Below are 17,744 nucleotides of genomic sequence, written 5' to 3'. Positions count from 1 at the left end.
CGGATCTCCTTCGTATGGGGGATCTGTGCGCGTCTTGCGCGAATCCCCCGGGGCTTGCGTGCCGCGCATGATGCGGCCGACGGCAGAAAACTCAGAAGCTCCAGTTGCCGTCGCCGTTGGCATCGCCGCAGTCATCCACGTCGGACTGGTCCATGCCCGCGTAAGGCTTGAACTCGGGCAGTGCGGCGGCCAGCGCCTGCTGCGCGTTGAGCAGTCCAGGCAGGCGTGTGCACAGCTGCGCCACCATGGGCTTGATCTTCGCCTTGGCCTGTTCACCGACCTGCTGGCCGATCTCGTCGCCGGACTGGCCAGCCAGCACACCCTTCAAGGCCGAGGCCGCAGCATCGATGCCTACGCGGGCGCCTTCCATGCCGATGGCCATGCCGTCGCCGACCACGCCCAGCAGTTCGCCGCGATAGGCCAGCACCAGCGCCTTCTGTTCCGGCGTGGTCACGACCGCCTTGCCTTCGATCAACAGATCGCCGGTCGGGGTTATCTCGGCCTTGGGCAGGGATTCGTTTTCGTTGCGGTTGAGCGACAGGTTCTCGCGCGCCAGGCGTTCTCGCGCGGTGGCGATTTCCTCGCGGGCCTTCTCCATTTCCTGGCTGGCCTCGCCCAGGCCCTTGGCCACTTCGCCCATCGCTTCAGCGGCGATGCCGGTGGGCGCGTTGTCCTGCTTGTCCTGTGCCGGCTGGCAGGCCGCCAGCAGCAGGACGGCGGCGATGGAGGCGCTGCGGGCCAGTAGAGCGTTCTTGCGCATGGGATGTCCCTTGTCGTGTCGGATCAAAGCGGGCGGCGGTGGGGAGCGCCGCCCCGGGGAGGCTTATTCGCTTTCGCGCCAGCGACGCAGGTAGATGGCACCGATGATCAGGGCCACGCCGATCACCGCGCCGATCCACAGATCGGCCGTGGCGAAGGCCTGCCAGCTGCGGGTCAGGTCGATGGCATTGGCCAGCTCGTCCGGGGAGTTGAAGTCGGCATGCGGGTTGGTGGCTCCGCCCGGCAGGGTGGGGAACCACGCGCCCGGGATCACGCTCGCCAGCCCGCGGTAGACCACCGTGTACCAGATCAGATCGTGGCGGACCTCCAGGCCCGGCAGGATGTCGGTCATGCTGATGATGACGCACGCCAGCACCGGCACCAGCACCGCCCAGAGGAACGGCTTGCTGCGCGACCAGGCCGAGCAGAACATCAGCCAGCCCACCGCCGGCAACGCCCAGAACACGTAGACGGGCAGGGAGGCAAGCACGCCGCCGATGATGCGCAGCGGATGCGAGTGGGTGAACACCGCGCCGCCGGCCGGCAAGCCGTTGATCGAAATGGTCAGCGCCGAGATCAGCCACATCGCCACGCCGATCAGGATGCCCACGCCCACCGCCAGCAACGGCGCCAGCAGCAGTGCCCACGCCAGCTTGGACAGCACCATGTGCGTGTCGGAGATGGGCAAGGACTTCCAGAACAGCACGCTACGGTCGCGGCGGTCGTCGTACAGCGTGCCCAGCGCATAGAAGAACACTACGAAGGCGAGGACCACGCAGGCCAGGATCACGCCGCCCAGCAGCATGCCGTCGCCGATGCCGCCGACGATCTGGTGGGCCTTTTCCGGCGCCTCCTCAACGCTGAAGCCACCGCCGTTCATCTGGCCACGTGCGGCGATGCTGCCAATGATGGCCAGGATCAGGTTGAGCACCACGAAGATGCCGCCGGTGATGACGGGTGCCCAGAAGAAGCCGCCACGGTTCTCCCAGAATTCGCGCTTCAGCAGCCACGTGAACGCGCCCGGCTTGGAGGATTTGCCCAACGTCGAAGTCACGGCGTTCATGCGTAGGTTCCTTTCATGATGGCGACGAACAGGTCAGCCAGACCAGGGGTACGGGTTTCGCCGAGGGCGGCGAGATGTCCTTTCGGCACGCCGTCGAACAGCAGCACGGTCTTGCCGAAGGGCAGGGCGCGTTCGTCGATGGGTTTCAGGGCGCGGGCCTGGTCGACCGCCTCGCCACTGACCAGCACTTCGGTGTAGCGCTCGGCCATGTCCTCCATTTGCGACGTGAGCACGATCTTGCCGTCGCGGATGAACATGACGTCGGTGAGGATGTGCTCGATCTCTTCCACCTGGTGGGTGGTGACGATGATCGTCTTCTGTTCGTCGAAGTAGTCCTCCAGCAGGCGCTGGTAGAACTGCTTGCGGTACAGGATGTCCAGGCCCAGCGTGGGTTCGTCCAGCACCAGCAGCTTCGCGTCGATGGCCATCACCAGCGCCAGGTGCAGCTGCACGATCATGCCCTTGGACATTTCGCGCACGCGCAGGTTGGGCTTCAACTGGGTATTGGCGAGGAATCGCTCGCATTTGGCGCGGTCGAAGCGCGGATGCACGCCGCCCACGAAGTCGATGGCCTCCTTGACCTTCATCCAGCGCGGCAGCACCGCCACATCGGCGATGAAGCAGACATCCTTCATCAACTCGTCGCGGTCCTTGCGCGGATCCATGCCCAGCACCTTCAGCTGGCCTTCGAATGGCGTCAGGCCCAGGATGGCCTTCAGCGCGGTGGTCTTGCCGGCCCCGTTGGGACCGATCAGACCGATGATCTTGCCCGCTTCGATCTCGAAGCTCGTGTTGTCCAGCGCAAGCTTGTTCCTGTAGGCCTTGCGCAGGCCGTGGGCCGACACCACGGCGTTGGCGATTGCGGCATTCATCACTTATTCCCCTTGGATTGCAGCAGATCTTCGATGGACAGGCCCAGGCGCTCGATGCGCTCGGCGACAGCGGGCCATTCCTCGGTCAGGAACCGCTCGCGCTCGGTGCCGCGCAGCTTCTTGGCCGCCTCGTCGGTGACGAACATGCCCAGGCCGCGGCGCTTCTCCACCAGGGCTTCATCCGCCAGCTCCTGGTAGGCACGCGAAACGGTGATCGGGTTGAGCTGGTACTCCGCCGCCACCTGGCGGACGGAGGGCAGCGCGTCACCCGGCTTCAGGATGCCGTCCAGCATCATCGCGATCACGCGATCCTTCAGCTGGCGGTAGATGGGAGCGCCGTCGCTCCATTGGATGGATGTCATGGCTCAGCTCCTCGGACGCAGTGATTGGCCAAAGGAGAAATAGGGCATGGCCAGCGATGCCCGGGTGCGGCGCTTGTGCTGCCGGGCTTCGGGCTTGCCGTCGTCGCCTACGATCTCGAGGGCTTCGGATTCCAGCGCGCCCACCAGCGCGGCGGACTCCACCTCGGCCGTGCGTGCGCCGGTGACGGCCGCCAGCGCGCCCACCGCCAGCAGCAGGCCGCCGACGGCGATGCTGGGCAGGGCGTGGGTCAATTTCTGGTTCATGGCATCCCCCCGTGAGTTGGGTGAGTGGTGTTGTATTCAACTATAACACCAAAACACAGGGCGTCAACGGGGTGACCGGGTTTTGTCACCCAACTGAAGGCATACTTGTCATGTTCGTAATAGCGGGGTGAGGTCATGAAGTTCAAGTCGTTGAAAATGCTGTCATTTCTTGCGCTCGTGAGCGTCTCCGCGACCGTGCTGGCAGCCGGTTTGCTGGACGTCGCCTACCGCCCACTGGCCGGCAAGGCACCCGTCAACCTGAAGGAAAAGTATGCGGGCCAGGTGTTGCTGGTGGTGAACACTGCCAGCAAATGCGGTTACACGCCGCAGTACGAAGGGCTGGAGGCGCTGCACAAGCGCTATGCCGGTCAGGGATTCGCGGTACTCGGTTTCCCCTCCAACGACTTCAAGGGTCAGGAGCCGGGCAGCGAGAAGGAGATCCAGGAGTTCTGCACGCTGACCTATGGCGTGAAGTTCCCGATGTTCGAGAAAGTGGTGGTGACGGGCGAGAAAGCGACGCCGCTTTACCGTTCGCTGGCGCAGGCCACGGGCACTGCCCCGGGATGGAACTTCCACAAGTACCTGATCAGCCGCGACGGTCGCGTGGTCGCGAATTTCCCCAGCAAGGTCTCGCCCGAAGACCCCGCCGTGGTGGAAGCGATCGAGCGCGAATTGAAGGCCTCGCGCGCCGCGCGTTGATGCAGTGCCTTCGCGGGTGGCTGGCATGCCACAATACGGGTTTGGCGCCGCCATCGTGGCGCAGGTTCCAGGAGCAGAAAGGATGAAGCGGTCGGTCCGCGGCGCAGCCGTGTTGTTGGCAATCTCGTTTTCGATGCTGGGAGGCAGCGTGTCTGCACAGGAAAAAACCGCGCTGGTCACCGAGCGCGACAAGGTGAGCTACGCGATTGGCGTGGATGTGGGCAATTCGCTGCAGCCGGTGGGGCCATTCCTCGATGTGGCCGCATTCGAGCGCGCGATCACCAACACGTTCGCCGGCAAGCCCGCGCTGATCTCCGAGCAGGAAGCGCAGGCGACCGACCAGTTGCTGCGGGTGAACCTCGCCGTGGCCGAAGGCCAGCCGGTCCCCGGCATGCCGCCGGGCAGCACGCCGCCGGCGGTCGACAAGACCAAGGTCGGCCTGTTCCTGGGCACCTATGTGGTGGGCCCCTCGCTGATGCCGTTCAAGGATGAGCTGGACACGGCCGTGCTCGCCCAGGCCGTGCGGACGCTGACCAGCAAGAGCGGCACGCCCCTGCTGAGCGTGGAGCAGGCGCAGGCCGAGATGCAGGCCTACATCGCCAAGCGCCAGGCCGGGGCGTCGCAGCGCAATCGCGACGAGGGCGCCAAGTTCCTCACCGCCAACAAGACCAAGCCCGGCGTGGTCACCACCCCGTCGGGGCTGCAGTACATGGTGCTGCGCCAGGGCAACGGACAGCGGCCGATGTCCACCAGCCGCGTGCGCGTGAACTACGAAGGCAAGCTGCTCAACGGCGAAGTCTTCGACAGTTCGTATGCGCGGGGTGAGCCGGCCGAGTTCGGCCTGAACCAGGTCATCGCGGGCTGGACCGAAGGCGTGGCCCTGATGCCCGTGGGCGCCAAGTACCGCTTCTGGATCCCGTCCAACCTGGCCTATGGTCCCAATGGTGCACCCGGCGGCAAGATCGGCCCGGATGCGACGCTGACCTTCGACGTCGAATTGATGGGCGTGCTGCAATAAGTCGTTGGTGTAATCGCGGCTCCCCCGGCCAGGAAGTGCTTTCATGCGCGTTGCGATCTTCGGTACCGGTTACGTCGGGCTGGTGACAGGCACCTGCCTGGCCGAGGTCGGGCATGACGTGGTCTGCATGGACATCGACCCCGCGAAGGTCGATGGCCTCAATCACGGCGTCGTCCCCATCTACGAGCCCGGCCTGTCGCCGATGGTGAAGGCCAACCATGCCGCGGGGCGCCTGCGGTTCACCACCGTTGCGGAAGAGGCCATCGCGCACGGTGACGTGGTGTTCATCGCCGTGGGTACCCCTCCCGACGAGGACGGCAGCGCCGACCTGCAGTACGTCCTGTCGGTGGCCCACACCATCGGCCGCAACCTCCAGCAGCCTTGCATCGTGGTCAACAAGTCCACGGTGCCGGTCGGCACCGCCGACAAGGTGAGGGCGGCCATCGACGCCGAACTCGCGGCGCGCGGCGTGGAGATCGCGTTCGATGTCGTCTCCAATCCCGAGTTCCTCAAGGAAGGCGATGCGGTCAACGACTGCATGCGCCCTGACCGCATCGTCATCGGCGCGTCGGATCCGCAGGCCGTGGAGAAACTGCGTCGTCTCTACGCGCCGTTCAATCGCAACCATGAGCGCATTGTCGTCATGGACGTGCGCTCTGCCGAGCTGACCAAGTACGCCGCCAACGCGATGCTGGCCACCAAGATCAGCTTCATGAACGAGATCGCGAACATCGCCGAACGCGTCGGTGCCGACGTGGAGCATGTGCGGCAGGGCATCGGTTCCGACCCGCGCATCGGCTGGCATTTCATCTATCCCGGCGCAGGCTACGGCGGCTCCTGCTTCCCCAAGGATGTGCAGGCACTGGCACGCACCGCGCAGCAGCACGGTTACCAGGCCGAACTGCTGCAGGCCGTGGAGGCCGTCAACCACCGCCAGAAGGCCCATCTGTTCGAATTGATCCAGCGCCACTATGACCGCGGCGAGGACGAGGGCATCCGTGGCAGGACGTTCGCGGTCTGGGGGCTGTCGTTCAAGCCCAACACCGACGACATGCGCGAAGCCAGCAGCCGCAGGCTGCTCGCGGAGTTGTGGGACGCCGGTGCGAAGGTCCGCGCCTACGACCCGGAGGCCCGCGAGGAAGCCGCCCGGATCTTCGGTGAGCGCGACGACCTGGTGCTTTGCGATGACGCACGCACGGCCGTTGAGGGTGCCGATGCGCTGGTGGTGGTGACCGAGTGGAAGCAGTTCCGCAGCCCGGATTTCGCGCGCCTGCGCGACACCCTCGGCGATGCGGTGGTCTTTGACGGCCGCAACCTGTACGACCCCGGCGAAGTGGAAGCCGCGGGCATTGCGTATTACGGCATCGGGCGCGGGAGGTCCGTGCATGCAGACTGACCTGCCGTTGCAGGGCGACACGCTCGAGCGCCGCCTGGTGGAAATGGAAACCCGACTGGCGTTCCAGGAGCATTCGCTCAACGAGCTGAGCGAGGCGCTGGCGGACGCACGGGCCGAGAACCAGCGCACCGCGCTGCTGCTCCGGCACATGGTGGAGGAGCTCGGAAAGGTACGTACCTCGCTGTTCGAGGACCCTGCCAACGAACCGCCGCCGCCGCATTATTGATACGCTTGGGACACAGCAGTCCCCACGAAAGACCGATGACCGATTCACTCCGCGACCAGTTGTTGGGCCTGGGCTTCAAGCCCGCACCGAAGCCCGAGCGCAAACCCGACCGTCGGCCCGATCAGCGGCGCGACGCGCAGAAGCCGACCGGCAAGGGTGCCGCGCACCCGAAACCGGGCCACGGCGGCAAGCCGCGCCCGCCGCAGGGTGGAGGCAAGCCCAGGCCCAAGCGCAGCCAGGAAGACATCGACCTCGCCAAGGCCTACGCCATCCGCGCCCAGCGCGAGAAGGACGAGCGCATCGAAGCCGAGCGTGTGAAGCAGGAGGAAGCACGCCTGCGCCGCGAAGCGAGGGCGAAACTCGATGCGTTCCTGCAGGACAAGGGCCTCAATGACGCGGAAGCCGACATCGCACGCCATTTCCCGTATGGCGGCAAGATCAAGCGCATCTATGTCAACGCCGAACAGTTGAAGGCCCTGAATGCCGGCGAGTTGGGCGTGGTGCAGCAGAACGGCCGCTACCTGCTGGTCACCGCCGCGGTGCTCGCCGAAGCCGAAGCGATCTTCGCACCCGCCGTCGCGCTGAAAGTCGATCCGGATGCCCCGGCCGATCAGGACCCCTATGCCGATCCGCAATACCAGGTGCCCGACGACCTGGTGTGGTGAGGACTGTTTCTGGGGCATTCCATCGGCGCCCATTGGCGTCCGCAGTACACAAGGAGCGGTGATGCGCACGGACGTGAACTCAGGCGAGTATTCGCCCCATATCGATGGCTTGCGCGCGATTGCGGTCATCGCTGTCATCGTTTACCACCTAGACGCGAGTTGGTTGCCTGGGGGCTTCGTAGGCGTCGACGTGTTCTTCGTCATCTCCGGTTTCGTGGTGAGTGCTTCCCTCGCGCGTTCTCCGGACGTTGGCGTTTGGCCCTCGATGATGCGGTTCTACGCCCGTCGGCTCCGCCGGATCATGCCGGCGTTGGTCACCACCCTGCTCACAACTGCCGTCCTGAGCACATTGCTAATCCCGGAGTCCTGGCTAAGCGATGCCAGCAGCAAGACCGGGCGAATGGCTTTTGTCGGACTGAGCAACTGGGTGCTGGTCAAGACCGGTTCGGACTATTTCTCACCTAGGACGGACTTCAATCCTTACGCACATACGTGGTCACTGGGCGTGGAGGAGCAGTTCTATCTGGTGTTCCCGCTGCTGTTCCTTGCGTGGGCGAAGAGCCGCAGTAGTCGTTGGTTGTCATTGGTGCTGTTAGGTCTGGCGACAGGGGCATCATTGGTGTACGCGGTGTTGCGGGCGCGCCAGGGCGAGCAGGAGATCGATGCCTTCTATCTGACCGCGACGCGCTTCTGGCAGCTTGGGGCGGGCGTGCTGCTGTTCCAGGTGTTGGCGTTGGCTGGCGTGTCGGGCGCCATGCAGCGGATGTCGCGGGGCTGGGGTTGGTGGTCCCCGTTGTTGTTGGCGAGCTCTGCACTTCTGGGCTACGCGATGGTCACGGCCCGGCCCGGTCACTCGCCTTGGATCGACGGGCTATGGCCGGTGATCGCAACATTGGGATTGTTGGGCCTGCTGCACTGGGCATCGGGTGGCTGGACCGGGCGCGGATTGTCGAGTCCGCCCTTGGTCATGATCGGGCGTCTGTCCTACTCCTTGTACCTCTGGCACTGGCCAGTGTTCGTGCTATTCCGTTGGAGTATCGGTCTGGACGGCGCTCTTGGCCGCGCTGCCGCGGTCGTTTGCACCGTGATTCTGGCGTGGCTGTCATGGCGCTTCATTGAACAGCCGTTTCGTTTCGGCGCGCGCTGGCGGACCAGCGATACGCGTTGGGTGGTCTGTGGCGTAGCTGTGCTAATTGCAGGCGCGTTCCTGCAGTCACAGATGGACAAGCTGTCACCGCATGTCTCGCTCAGTAGCGTCAGCCGTCATCCTCAAGACTGGTATCCCTACGCCAAAGGGTTGGAGCGGGAGTATCCGGATTGCAGCTTGAGTATCGGAAAGCTGCAGGTTGCCGGCGCCCGTGCGCAGTTGTTCGAACGTGGTCATTGTCCTGGGGCACCGCACGTTTCGAGGCAAGTCTTCGTCGCCGGCGACTCGCATGCACTGAACTACACAGAGATGCTGCGCCGCTATGTGCTGGCAGAAGGCGGGCAGGTGCGTTTGTATGGCTTCGGTGGCTGTGCCCTAGTGGGGCTCCAAGGCATGCGGAGGGCCAACCCGCCGTGTGAGGCCTACAGCCGCAACACGCTTGAGGACATTGCTCGCCATGCAAAGCCGGGTGATGTGCTGTTTCTGCCCGGTCTGCGCACGCCGCGTCTGGCTGAGCAATACATGCTGTTTGATACGGCGCAGGTAATGGCCGTTCCTTACAGCGAGGAAGCCAGAGCGGCGCGTCAGGCCGAGGTTGCTCAGGCCATCGCCGAATTGATGCCGCTGGCCGAACGTGGTGTACATGTTGTACTGGAAGCCCCGAAGCCGCTGTTGCAGGCGCCACCCTATCGTTGTTCGGACGTATTCAATCGGTCCAACCCGATCTGTGCACGGGGCATGTCCACGCCGCGTGCGCAGATCGAACATTTGCGGGCGCCGGCCCTGGCGGCCCTGCAAGAGGTGGCCGCAGCGCTGCCGAGTGCCAGCATCTGGGATCCGCTGCCACTGTTGTGCTCGGGCTCTGAGTGTTTGCCCAGCCGGGATGGACATCCGCTGTTTTTCGATGGCGACCATTTGAGCGGTTACGCCAACCGTCATCTCCTGCCGTCGTTCCGTACCCATTTGGCGTCTACGGGACCAGCATCCTAGTCATTCCCGCTGACACGAGTGGCCACCTCGCATAGCGTCGTGGTGATATCTGATACAGGTGATCATGGCGCAGGTGAGGGCGAAGAGACCGTTGGTTATGGAAGCAGACGACCTGGTGTGGTGACAACGCCCGACCGGCCACGGCTTTGCCTGCTGCCGGGTCTGGACGGAACGGGACGCCTTTATGGGCTGCCGGCTTCGGCGCTGGCCGGGATGGGCGATGTCGAGGTGCTGGCTTACGACAGCACACGTTTCCATGGCTATCCTGCCCTCGCCGATGCGCTGTCCCCGGCACTGCAACGTCACGGCGAAGTGGTCCTCGTGGCGGAATCCTTCGCCGGTCCACTCGGCGTACTGCTCGCCCATCGCCATCCCGGGCGTGTTCGTGCCCTGGTGATGGCGGTGAGCTTCGTCCGTGCTCCGTTGCCCTTCAGCGTGATGGGAGCAGCGCTTCTGCAGCGGCTCCCCGCGATTGCCCCACCCATGTTCGCGCTCGAACACGTGCTTGCGGGCAGTGGGTTGCCGGCACCGTTGCGCGCGGAGTTCGAGGCGATCATGGACAGCATCCCGCTCGACGTGTTGCGACAGCGCGCCCAGGCGGCGCTGCACGTGGACGTCACCGGGGAACTGGTGGCGTTGGACATGCCGGTGTTGTATCTGCAGGCCAGACACGACAGGTTGATAGGGCCGTACACGTCCTGCGGTTGGCACGCAACGCGCGTCATGCGGTGATCGATGCGCCGCATTTCCTGTTCCAGATGGCGCCGGTACCTGCCGCCGCCGAAATCTGCCGGCTGCTCGCCCCACTGCACGACGGTGCACGCGGCTAGGCCGTTGCGGGACTCCGCACCAGCCACCGCCATACGATGAAAGCGGCCACCAGCGCGATGACCGACGAACACAGGAAGGCGGCTTCGCCACCAGCACGCCACAACTGGCCCGCGAGCAAGGCGCCGCACACGCCGCCGACGCCCGACGACAGGCCATAGAAGACGCCCTGGCCGTGGCCGTTCATGCGGCCGGGAAAGAAGCGCACCAGCAACTGCATGGCGGCCGCGAAGAACGCGCCGAAGTTGAGCGCATGCGTCAGCTGCGCCAGCACCATCACCGGCGTGTTATCGGGAAACAGGGCGGTAACCAGCCAGCGCACCGACGCACTGAGCAGCGCGACCATGAGGACGCGACTGGCATCCCAGCGCCGGAAGATGCGGCTGGCCAGGAAGAACACGCCGATCTCGGCCAGTACGCCGACCGTCCACAGCACGCCCTGTGTCGCGGTCGTGTAGCCGTGTTCCGAGAGGTAGATCGAGAAGAACGTGTAGAACGGGCCGAACGAGATCTGGGTAAGGAACGCCGCCACGAAGAACGCGATCACCCGTGGCCTGCGCAATCGCGCGCGGAAGCCGTCCTGCGGATCGATCGGGTGGTGTTCCGGCTCGCGTGCGTAGCGGTTCGACAACGCAGATGCGAAGACGGCCGCCAGCACCGGCAGCATCAGCCATGGCAACGCACCCACGCCCAGCCGGCGTGCGTCGATCAGCCAGCCGAACAGCGATACCACTAGGATGAAGCCGATCGAGCCCCACACGCGGATCAGGCCATAGCGGTCGCTGCGCGCACCGAGATGCGACATCGTGATCGACTCGAACTGCGGCATCACGGCGTTGTAGGCAAAGCAGAAGCCGAGCATCACCGCGAACAGGCCTGCGTGTTCCAGGGGCAGCAGGAACAGCGCAAAGCAGCCGAATGCCAGCGCGCAGCCCAGGTGCAGCCAGCGGATGGGATTCGGCGAGCGCGCGGCCAGCGTGGTCCACAGGCTGGGCGAAACGATACGCGTGGCGTACCACAGGCTCATCAGCACACTGATCGCGGCCACGCTGAGGCCGCGCGATTCCAGGTACAGGCTCCAGTACGGTGTGAAGGCGCCCAGTACCGCGTAGTACGAAAAGTAGAAGCTCGACAGGCGGACCGCGGGATACGCGGTCGGCGGGATGGCATCCCTCATGTCGCTGCTCGATATGCGGCGACGGATGACGTCCGGCCTTCGGCAGCGGGCGAGGGTGGCATGAGGGACGCAGGCGCGGGCGGGATGCACATTCTAGCGGAGCGCGCATTGCGCTCCGCTCTGCCGGGCCTCTCGAAAGGGGGTGAACGCGCCGCTGCGCGCGATGGCGCTTATTCCGGGTCGTAGTCCAGGTTGGACGCCAGCCATCTTTCCACCTGCGCCAGCTCCACGCCCTTGCGTTTCGCGTAGTCGGCCGCCTGCTCCTTCGATACTCGACCTACGACGAAGTACTGGCTCTGCGGGTGGCTGAAATAGTAGCCGGACACCGCCGCCGTCGGCAGCATCGCGAAACTCTCCGTCAGCGACATGCCGGCATTGCCAGGCGCATCCAGCAGGCGGAACAGGGTGGCTTTCTCGCTGTGTTCCGGGCAGGCGGGATAACCCGGTGCCGGACGGATCCCGCGGTACTGCTCGGCGATCAAGGCCTCGTTGCCCAATGCTTCGTCGGACGCGAACCCCCAGAACTCCTTGCGCACGCGCTGGTGCAGCCGCTCGGCGAGGGCCTCGGCAAGCCGGTCGGCGAGGGCTTTCAGCAGGATGGCGTTGTAGTCATCGTGGTCGGCCTCGAACCGGGCGACATGTTCATCGATGCCGATGCCGGCGGTGACGGCAAAGGCGCCGATCCAGTCCTGCCTGCCTGAATCCTTCGGTGCGATGAAGTCCGCAAGGCAGAAGTCCGGACGCTCGGCAGGCTTGTCCACTTGCTGGCGCAGGAAACACAGGCGCTCGGTGGTGCCCGCGTGCTGGAGTTCGACATCATCGCCGACGCTGTTGGCCGGCCACAGGCCGAATACCGCTTTCGCCGTCAACCATTTCTCGGCAACGATGCGCCCCAGCATTGTCCGCGCGTCCTGGTACAGCTCGCTGGCCTGCGCACCCACCACGTCGTCGGTCAGGATGGCGGGATATTTGCCCGCCAGCTCCCATGCCTGGAAGAAAGGCGTCCAGTCGATGAACTCGACCAGTTCCGCCAGCGGGTAGTCCTCGAAGACGTGCAGGCCGGGCTGGTTGGGCGCGGGCGGTGAATAGTCGCCCCAACCGCCGTTGAACTTCTGGCCGCGCGCCTTTTCCAGCGAGACCAGCCGTTTCGCATCGCCACGGTTGCGGTGGCGTTCGCGGATTTCCGCGTAGTCGGCATCGTTGGCGGCCACGAACGCCGCGCGCATGTCGCGCGAGATCAGCGATTGCGCCACACCCACGGCACGCGAGGCATCCTTCACCCACACGGTGGGCGCATCGTAGTGCGGATCGATCTTCAGCGCAGTGTGCGCACGGGAGGTGGTCGCGCCCCCGATCAGCAGGGGCATGGAGAAGCCTTGCCGCTGCATCTCGCGCGCCACGTGGGTCATTTCCTCCAGCGACGGCGTGATCAGGCCGGACAGGCCGATCAGGTCCGCGTTCTCGGCCTTTGCGCTGTCCAGGATCTTCTGCGTGGGCACCATCACGCCCAGGTCCACCACGTCGAAGTTGTTGCAGGCCAGCACCACGCCGACGATGTTCTTGCCGATGTCGTGCACGTCGCCCTTGACGGTGGCCATGACGATCTTGCCGTTCGACTTGCCCACGTCGCCGGTGCGCAGCTTTTCGGCTTCGATGTAGGGCAGCAGGTAGGCCACCGCCTTCTTCATCACGCGGGCGGACTTCACCACCTGCGGCAGGAACATCTTGCCGGCGCCGAACAGGTCGCCGACCACGTTCATGCCGTCCATCAGCGGGCCTTCGATCACGTCCAGCGGGCGCGCAGCCTGCGCGCGTGCCTCCTCGGTGTCCTGGTCGACGAAGGCGTCGATGCCGTGCACCAGCGCGTGCGCCAGGCGCTCGCGCACCGGCTTCTCGCGCCAGGCCAGGTTCTCCACCGGCGCTTCGCCTTTCCTGCCCTTGTAGCGCTCGGCGATCTCCAGCAGCCGTTCCGTCGAATCCTTGCGGCGGTTGAGGATCACGTCCTCCACGCGTTCGCGGAGCTCGGCGTCGAGGTCGTCGTAGACGGGCAGGCCGCCCGCATTGACGATACCCATGTCCATGCCGGCCTGGATGGCGTGGTACAGGAACACCGAGTGGATCGCAGCACGCACGGGCTCGTTGCCGCGGAACGAGAACGACACGTTCGACACGCCGCCCGAGACATGGCAATGCGGCAGCGTCTGCTTGATGATCCGGGTGGCTTCGATGAAGTCGACGGCGTAGTTGTCGTGTTCCTCGATGCCGGTGGCGACCGCGAAGATGTTGGGGTCGAAGATGATGTCTTCGGGCGGGAAGCCGACTTCCTTGGTCAGTATCCGGTAGGCGCGGGTGCAGATTTCCACCTTGCGCGCGCAGGTGTCGGCCTGGCCGGTTTCGTCGAAGGCCATCACCACGGCGGCCGCGCCGTAGCGCAGCACCTTGCGGGCATGCTCGACAAAGGCTTCCTCGCCTTCCTTCAGCGAGATCGAATTGACTACGCTCTTGCCCTGGAGGCACTTCAGGCCCGCTTCGATGACGCTCCACTTGGATGAATCGACCATCACCGGAATGCGGGCGATGTCGGGTTCGGACATGATCAGGTTGAGGAAGCGGGCCATCGCTTTCTCGGAATCGATCAGGCCTTCGTCCATGTTGACGTCGAGGATCTGGGCGCCGCTGGCGACCTGCTGGCGCGCGACCTCGACCGCTTCCTCGTAGCGCTCTTCCTTGATCAGCTTGCGGAACTGGGCGCTGCCGGTGACGTTGGTGCGCTCGCCCACGTTGACGAACAGCAGGTCCGGGGTGATGACCAGCGGTTCAAGGCCGGACAGGCGGGTGTGGCGGACGCGGGTATTCACGCGGCGGCCTCCAGCAGGGCAGGCAGGCGGCGGGGCGCGACGCCCGCGACGGCGTCGGCGATGGCCCGGATGTGTGCGGGCGTGGTGCCGCAGCAGCCGCCGACGAGATTGAGCAGGCCGGACTGTGCGAACTCCTTCAACGTGGCCGCCATTTCCTCGGGTGTCTCGTCGTACTCGCCGAACGCATTCGGCAAACCGGCGTTGGGGTGTGCGCTGACATACGCGTCGGCGACGGTCGAGAGGGTTTCGACGTGTTCGCGGAGGTCTTTCGCACCCAGCGCGCAGTTGAGCCCGACGGACAGCGGGCGACCATGCGCGACCGACGTGTAGAACGCTTCGGCGGTCTGTCCCGACAGCGTACGGCCGGAGGCGTCGGTGATCGTGCCCGAGATCATCACCGGCAATCGTCCACCGCGCGCATCGAAGACTTCCTCGATGGCGTACAGGGCGGCTTTGGCATTGAGCGTGTCGAAGATGGTTTCCACCATCAACGTATCCGAGCCACCATCGATCAAGCCTTCAATGGCCTCGCGATAGGTGGCGCGCAACGCGTCGAAGCTGGTGTTGCGGTAGCCGGGGTCGTTCACGTCCGGGCTGATCGAAGCAGTGCGGCTGGTCGGTCCCAGCACGCCGATGACGAAGCGGGGCTTGTCCGGCGTGGTCGCCTCGATGGCGTCGCAGCACTGGCGCGCGACGTGCGCCCCCTCCTTGTTCAACTCGTAGACCAGGTGTTCCAGGTGGTAGTCGGCCTGGCTTATCGAGGTTGCGTTGAAGGTGTTGGTTTCGACCAGGTCGGCACCTGCCTCCAGGTAGGCGCTGTGCACGCCGGCGATGACTTCAGGCCGGGTGAGCAGCAGGAGATCGTTGTTGCCCTTGAGGTCGTGGCCGCAGCCCGCGCCGTGCTCATGCGTGTGCTGCGCATCGCAACCCTCGGCGAAACGGGTACCGCGGTAGTCGGCTTCCTGCAGGCCATGACGCTGGATCATGGTGCCCATCGCGCCATCGATGATCAGGATGCGTTCTTCCAGCGCCTTGAGCAGCAGGGACACGCGGGCGGGATTCAACCAGGGCAGGACGTTCATGGCTTTACCGCCGTGAGGGAAAGGACTTCGAAATGCGGTGGCCGGCGTTCACGGGTGACGGTTTCCGCATTGGCGATCTCCAGCCCGGCCTTCTCGGCGAACTTGCGGAGCTCCCTGTCCGAGAACCCGAGATTGACGTGCCCGTAGGCTTCCACGACCGAGCGGTGCTCGTGCTTGCCCAGGCTGCTGAGCAGCAGGCGGCCTCCCTTGCGCAGCACGCGTGCGGCCTCGGCCACGGCCTGTGTGGGTTTGCTTGAATAGGTCAACGCATGCATCAGCACGACCAGGTCGAAACTGCCGTCCTTGAACGGCAATGCGTGCATGTCGCCCTCGCGCACTTCCACGTTCGGGAAGCGGCGCAGGCGTTCTCCGGCGGCAGCCACCACGCGCGTGCTGGTGTCGATGCAGACGTAGCGGCTCGCATGTGGCGAGAGCAACTCGGCCAGCACGCCGTCGCCGGATGCGATGTCCAGCACGTCGCCGGTCTCGAGCAGCGGCAGGGCGGTCCGGGCCAGGGCCTCCCAGGTGCGGCCGGGCGAATAGTGGCGCTCCATGTCGCCGGCCACGCTGTCGGCCCAGTTCTGGTCGGCGGCACGGTTGGCCAGCACGCTGGCCACGCGCTCGGCGTCCTGTCGCAGAAGCGGATCGTCACTGCCATCGCGCAGGCTGCGCCACAGTTCACGCTGCACCGTGTCCAAGTTGTCTTCGTCGAAACGGTAGTAGGCCGACACGCCTGCGCGACGGTCGCGTACCAGCCCGGCCTCCTTCAATTTTGCTAGGTGGGTCGAGACGCGCGGCTGGGCCAACTGGGTGATTGCCGACAACTCGGCGACAGTCAGCTCTTCGCGCGACAGCAGCGCCAGCAGGCGCACGCGGGTGGCGTCGGCGAAGACTTTCAGTCGGGTCGACCAAGCCTCCAGATCCATAAATATCTTCCTATCGCGATATAGAGATATTCTGCCCCTGCGGCGGCGCCAAGGTCAACCAGTGGCATACGCCCGCGGATGGTCGCGGGTTACAATTGGTATTCAAGTACGTATGCCGAGGGGTACCCGTGGATTTCGCATTCACCGAAGAGCAGTTGATGATCCAGGACGTCGCGCGCCGGATCGCCCAGGAAAAGATCGCGCCCAGCGCGGAGCACCACGACAGGACCGGCGAGTTCCCGCTGGACAACATCCGCCTGCTGGGCGAGAACGGCCTGATGGGCATCGAGGTGCCGGCCGAGTACGGCGGGGCGGGCATGGATCCGATCGCCTACGTGCTGGCGATGATCGAGATCGCCGCAGGCGATGCGGCCCATTCGACCATCATGTCGGTCAACAATTCGCTGTTCTGCAACGGCATCCTGAAGTTCGGTACCGAGGAGCAGAAGCAGACCTGCGTGCGCGCCATCGCCGAAGGCCGCGAGATCGGTGCGTTCGCGTTGACCGAGCCGCAGTCGGGTTCCGATGCCACCGCGATGCGTTGCCGCGCGGTGAAGCAGGCCGATGGCAGCTTCGTCATCAATGGCAAGAAGAGCTGGATCACCTCCGGCCCCGTGGCCAAGTACATCGTGCTGTTCGCGATGAGCGAACCCGACAAGGGCGCGCGCGGCATCACGGCCTTCCTGATCGATACCGCCAAGGCCGGTTTCCACCGCGGCAAGACCGAGCCCAAGCTCGGCATCCGTGCCTCGGCCACCTGCGAGATCGAGTTCACCGACTACGTGGCTACGGCGGACGACGTGCTGGGCAAGGAAGGCGAGGGCTTCAAGATCGCCATGGGCGTGCTGGATGCCGGCCGCATCGGCATCGCGTCCCAGGCCATCGGCATCGCCCGCGCCGCCTACGAGGCCACCATCGCCTACGTGAAGGAGCGCAAGGCGTTCGGCGCGCCGATCGGCACGTTCCAGATGACCCAGGCCAAGATCGCCGACATGAAGTGCAAGCTGGACGCGGCCACGCTTCTGACGCTGCGCGCGGCGTGGGTGAAGGGCCAGGACCAGCGTTTCAGCAACGAGGCGGCGATCGCCAAGCTGACCGCGTCCGAGGCCGCCATGTGGATCACCCACCAGGCCCTGCAGATCCATGGTGGCATGGGCTATTCCAAGGAAATGCCGATCGAGCGCTATTTCCGCGATGCCAAGATCACCGAGATCTACGAAGGCACCAGCGAGATCCAGCGCCTGGTCATCGCCCGCAATGAGACCGGCCTGCGCTGAATCCAGCGCCTCCGGAAAACGAGCGCCGCCTACGGGCGGCGTTTTTTTGTCCGCAGATCCGTGAGCGAGGCCACATCACGACCCCCATCTTTGGTCATGGGACGGGGCGGGGCGGGTTGGGTAGAGTGTCCGAAT

At 65.1% G+C, this 17,744-nt stretch carries 17 protein-coding genes; 8 read left to right on the top strand and 9 right to left on the bottom strand.

Going from position 1 to position 17,744, the window contains the following annotated elements:
* Window positions 1-91: 91 nt before the first annotated feature.
* The 5 genes from WBN46_RS00655 to WBN46_RS00635 all read right to left on the bottom strand — a co-directional run bounded on the left by WBN46_RS00655 (window position 92) and on the right by WBN46_RS00635 (window position 3,320).
* Complete coding sequence (locus tag WBN46_RS00655; RefSeq protein WP_337729878.1) at window positions 92-760, bottom strand: hypothetical protein; 669 nt, start codon at window positions 758-760, stop codon at window positions 92-94.
* A gap of 63 nt (window positions 761-823) precedes the next feature.
* Complete coding sequence (locus WBN46_RS00650; protein WP_337729877.1) at window positions 824-1,822, bottom strand: ABC transporter permease; 999 nt, start codon at window positions 1,820-1,822, stop codon at window positions 824-826.
* Window positions 1,819-2,694: an ABC transporter ATP-binding protein gene (locus WBN46_RS00645; RefSeq protein ID WP_192201065.1), complete on the bottom strand. Its 876-nt coding sequence runs from the start codon at window positions 2,692-2,694 to the stop codon at window positions 1,819-1,821. Before WBN46_RS00645 ends, WBN46_RS00650 begins: the two co-directional genes overlap by 4 nt.
* Complete coding sequence (locus tag WBN46_RS00640) at window positions 2,694-3,056, bottom strand: GntR family transcriptional regulator (RefSeq protein WP_192201066.1); 363 nt, start codon at window positions 3,054-3,056, stop codon at window positions 2,694-2,696. The genes WBN46_RS00645 and WBN46_RS00640 overlap by 1 nt, the downstream gene beginning before the upstream one ends.
* A 3-nt stretch (window positions 3,057-3,059) precedes the next feature.
* On the bottom strand, window positions 3,060-3,320 hold the full coding sequence (locus WBN46_RS00635) for a hypothetical protein (protein WP_337729876.1): 261 nt from the start codon (window positions 3,318-3,320) through the stop codon (window positions 3,060-3,062).
* Window positions 3,321-3,476: 156 nt separating this feature from the next.
* On the opposite strand from WBN46_RS00635, the gene WBN46_RS00630 reads away from it, so the two are divergent.
* The 7 genes from WBN46_RS00630 to WBN46_RS00600 all read left to right on the top strand — a co-directional run bounded on the left by WBN46_RS00630 (window position 3,477) and on the right by WBN46_RS00600 (window position 10,193).
* Window positions 3,477-4,019: a glutathione peroxidase gene (locus tag WBN46_RS00630; RefSeq protein ID WP_337730849.1), complete on the top strand. Its 543-nt coding sequence runs from the start codon at window positions 3,477-3,479 to the stop codon at window positions 4,017-4,019.
* Between the two features lie 82 nt (window positions 4,020-4,101).
* Window positions 4,102-5,037, top strand: a complete 936-nt coding sequence (locus WBN46_RS00625) for an FKBP-type peptidyl-prolyl cis-trans isomerase (protein ID WP_337729875.1) — start codon at window positions 4,102-4,104, stop codon at window positions 5,035-5,037.
* Window positions 5,038-5,080: 43 nt separating this feature from the next.
* Window positions 5,081-6,433 carry a UDP-glucose/GDP-mannose dehydrogenase family protein gene (locus tag WBN46_RS00620; protein WP_337729874.1) on the top strand — a complete coding sequence of 451 codons (1,353 nt, stop codon included), beginning with the start codon at window positions 5,081-5,083 and terminating at the stop codon, window positions 6,431-6,433.
* Entirely contained in the window at window positions 6,423-6,659 is a 237-nt protein-coding gene (locus WBN46_RS00615; protein WP_142125341.1) for a SlyX family protein, read from the top strand. Before WBN46_RS00620 ends, WBN46_RS00615 begins: the two co-directional genes overlap by 11 nt.
* A gap of 35 nt (window positions 6,660-6,694) precedes the next feature.
* Window positions 6,695-7,324 (top strand): DUF2058 family protein, encoded by a 630-nt coding sequence (locus WBN46_RS00610; RefSeq protein ID WP_337729873.1) that lies wholly within the window; start codon window positions 6,695-6,697, stop codon window positions 7,322-7,324.
* Between the two features lie 61 nt (window positions 7,325-7,385).
* The gene (locus tag WBN46_RS00605) at window positions 7,386-9,461 is read left to right on the top strand and encodes an acyltransferase family protein (RefSeq protein WP_337729872.1); all 2,076 of its coding nucleotides are present in this window, start codon (window positions 7,386-7,388) and stop codon (window positions 9,459-9,461) included.
* Window positions 9,462-9,500: 39 nt separating this feature from the next.
* Complete coding sequence (locus tag WBN46_RS00600; RefSeq protein ID WP_337729871.1) at window positions 9,501-10,193, top strand: hypothetical protein; 693 nt, start codon at window positions 9,501-9,503, stop codon at window positions 10,191-10,193.
* 94 nt (window positions 10,194-10,287) lie between these two features.
* Here the strand turns inward: WBN46_RS00600 and WBN46_RS00595 are convergent, their stop codons facing one another.
* The 4 genes from WBN46_RS00595 to WBN46_RS00580 form a co-directional block, all read right to left on the bottom strand.
* Entirely contained in the window at window positions 10,288-11,466 is a 1,179-nt protein-coding gene (locus WBN46_RS00595; protein WP_337729870.1) for an MFS transporter, read from the bottom strand.
* 170 nt (window positions 11,467-11,636) lie between these two features.
* Entirely contained in the window at window positions 11,637-14,324 is a 2,688-nt protein-coding gene (gene metH, locus WBN46_RS00590) for a methionine synthase (protein ID WP_337729869.1), read from the bottom strand.
* Window positions 14,321-15,406, bottom strand: coding sequence for a homocysteine S-methyltransferase family protein (locus WBN46_RS00585; RefSeq protein WP_337729868.1), 1,086 nt, complete (start codon window positions 15,404-15,406; stop codon window positions 14,321-14,323). Before WBN46_RS00585 ends, metH begins: the two co-directional genes overlap by 4 nt.
* On the bottom strand, window positions 15,403-16,332 hold the full coding sequence (locus tag WBN46_RS00580) for a metalloregulator ArsR/SmtB family transcription factor (RefSeq protein ID WP_337729867.1): 930 nt from the start codon (window positions 16,330-16,332) through the stop codon (window positions 15,403-15,405). The genes WBN46_RS00585 and WBN46_RS00580 overlap by 4 nt, the downstream gene beginning before the upstream one ends.
* Window positions 16,333-16,460: 128 nt before the next feature.
* Here WBN46_RS00580 and WBN46_RS00575 point away from each other — a divergent pair, with 128 nt between their 5' ends.
* A complete protein-coding gene (locus WBN46_RS00575) occupies window positions 16,461-17,609 on the top strand; it encodes an acyl-CoA dehydrogenase family protein (RefSeq protein ID WP_192201078.1) in 1,149 nt (382 codons plus the stop codon).
* Window positions 17,610-17,744: the final 135 nt, after the last annotated feature.

This window comes from Pseudoxanthomonas sp. CCNWLW251, assembly GCF_037402255.1.
In the GTDB taxonomy this organism is placed as follows: Bacteria; Pseudomonadota; Gammaproteobacteria; order Xanthomonadales; family Xanthomonadaceae; genus Pseudoxanthomonas_A.
The sequence above is the reverse complement of the archived record's forward strand: the minus strand, read 5'-3'. Positions and strand labels throughout refer to the sequence as shown.

Coding starts and splice junctions, on each gene's coding strand:
- WBN46_RS00615 (WP_142125341.1), top strand. CDS start 6,423: ATGCAGACTGACCTGCCGTTGCAGGGCGACACGCTCGAGCGCCGCCTG.
- WBN46_RS00645 (WP_192201065.1), bottom strand. CDS start 2,694: ATGAATGCCGCAATCGCCAACGCCGTGGTGTCGGCCCACGGCCTGCGC.
- WBN46_RS00635 (WP_337729876.1), bottom strand. CDS start 3,320: ATGAACCAGAAATTGACCCACGCCCTGCCCAGCATCGCCGTCGGCGGC.
- WBN46_RS00610 (WP_337729873.1), top strand. CDS start 6,695: ATGACCGATTCACTCCGCGACCAGTTGTTGGGCCTGGGCTTCAAGCCC.
- WBN46_RS00580 (WP_337729867.1), bottom strand. CDS start 16,332: ATGGATCTGGAGGCTTGGTCGACCCGACTGAAAGTCTTCGCCGACGCC.
- WBN46_RS00620 (WP_337729874.1), top strand. CDS start 5,081: ATGCGCGTTGCGATCTTCGGTACCGGTTACGTCGGGCTGGTGACAGGC.
- WBN46_RS00605 (WP_337729872.1), top strand. CDS start 7,386: ATGCGCACGGACGTGAACTCAGGCGAGTATTCGCCCCATATCGATGGC.
- WBN46_RS00585 (WP_337729868.1), bottom strand. CDS start 15,406: ATGAACGTCCTGCCCTGGTTGAATCCCGCCCGCGTGTCCCTGCTGCTC.
- WBN46_RS00630 (WP_337730849.1), top strand. CDS start 3,477: ATGCTGTCATTTCTTGCGCTCGTGAGCGTCTCCGCGACCGTGCTGGCA.
- WBN46_RS00595 (WP_337729870.1), bottom strand. CDS start 11,466: ATGAGGGATGCCATCCCGCCGACCGCGTATCCCGCGGTCCGCCTGTCG.
- WBN46_RS00650 (WP_337729877.1), bottom strand. CDS start 1,822: ATGAACGCCGTGACTTCGACGTTGGGCAAATCCTCCAAGCCGGGCGCG.
- WBN46_RS00640 (WP_192201066.1), bottom strand. CDS start 3,056: ATGACATCCATCCAATGGAGCGACGGCGCTCCCATCTACCGCCAGCTG.
- WBN46_RS00655 (WP_337729878.1), bottom strand. CDS start 760: ATGCGCAAGAACGCTCTACTGGCCCGCAGCGCCTCCATCGCCGCCGTC.
- WBN46_RS00625 (WP_337729875.1), top strand. CDS start 4,102: ATGAAGCGGTCGGTCCGCGGCGCAGCCGTGTTGTTGGCAATCTCGTTT.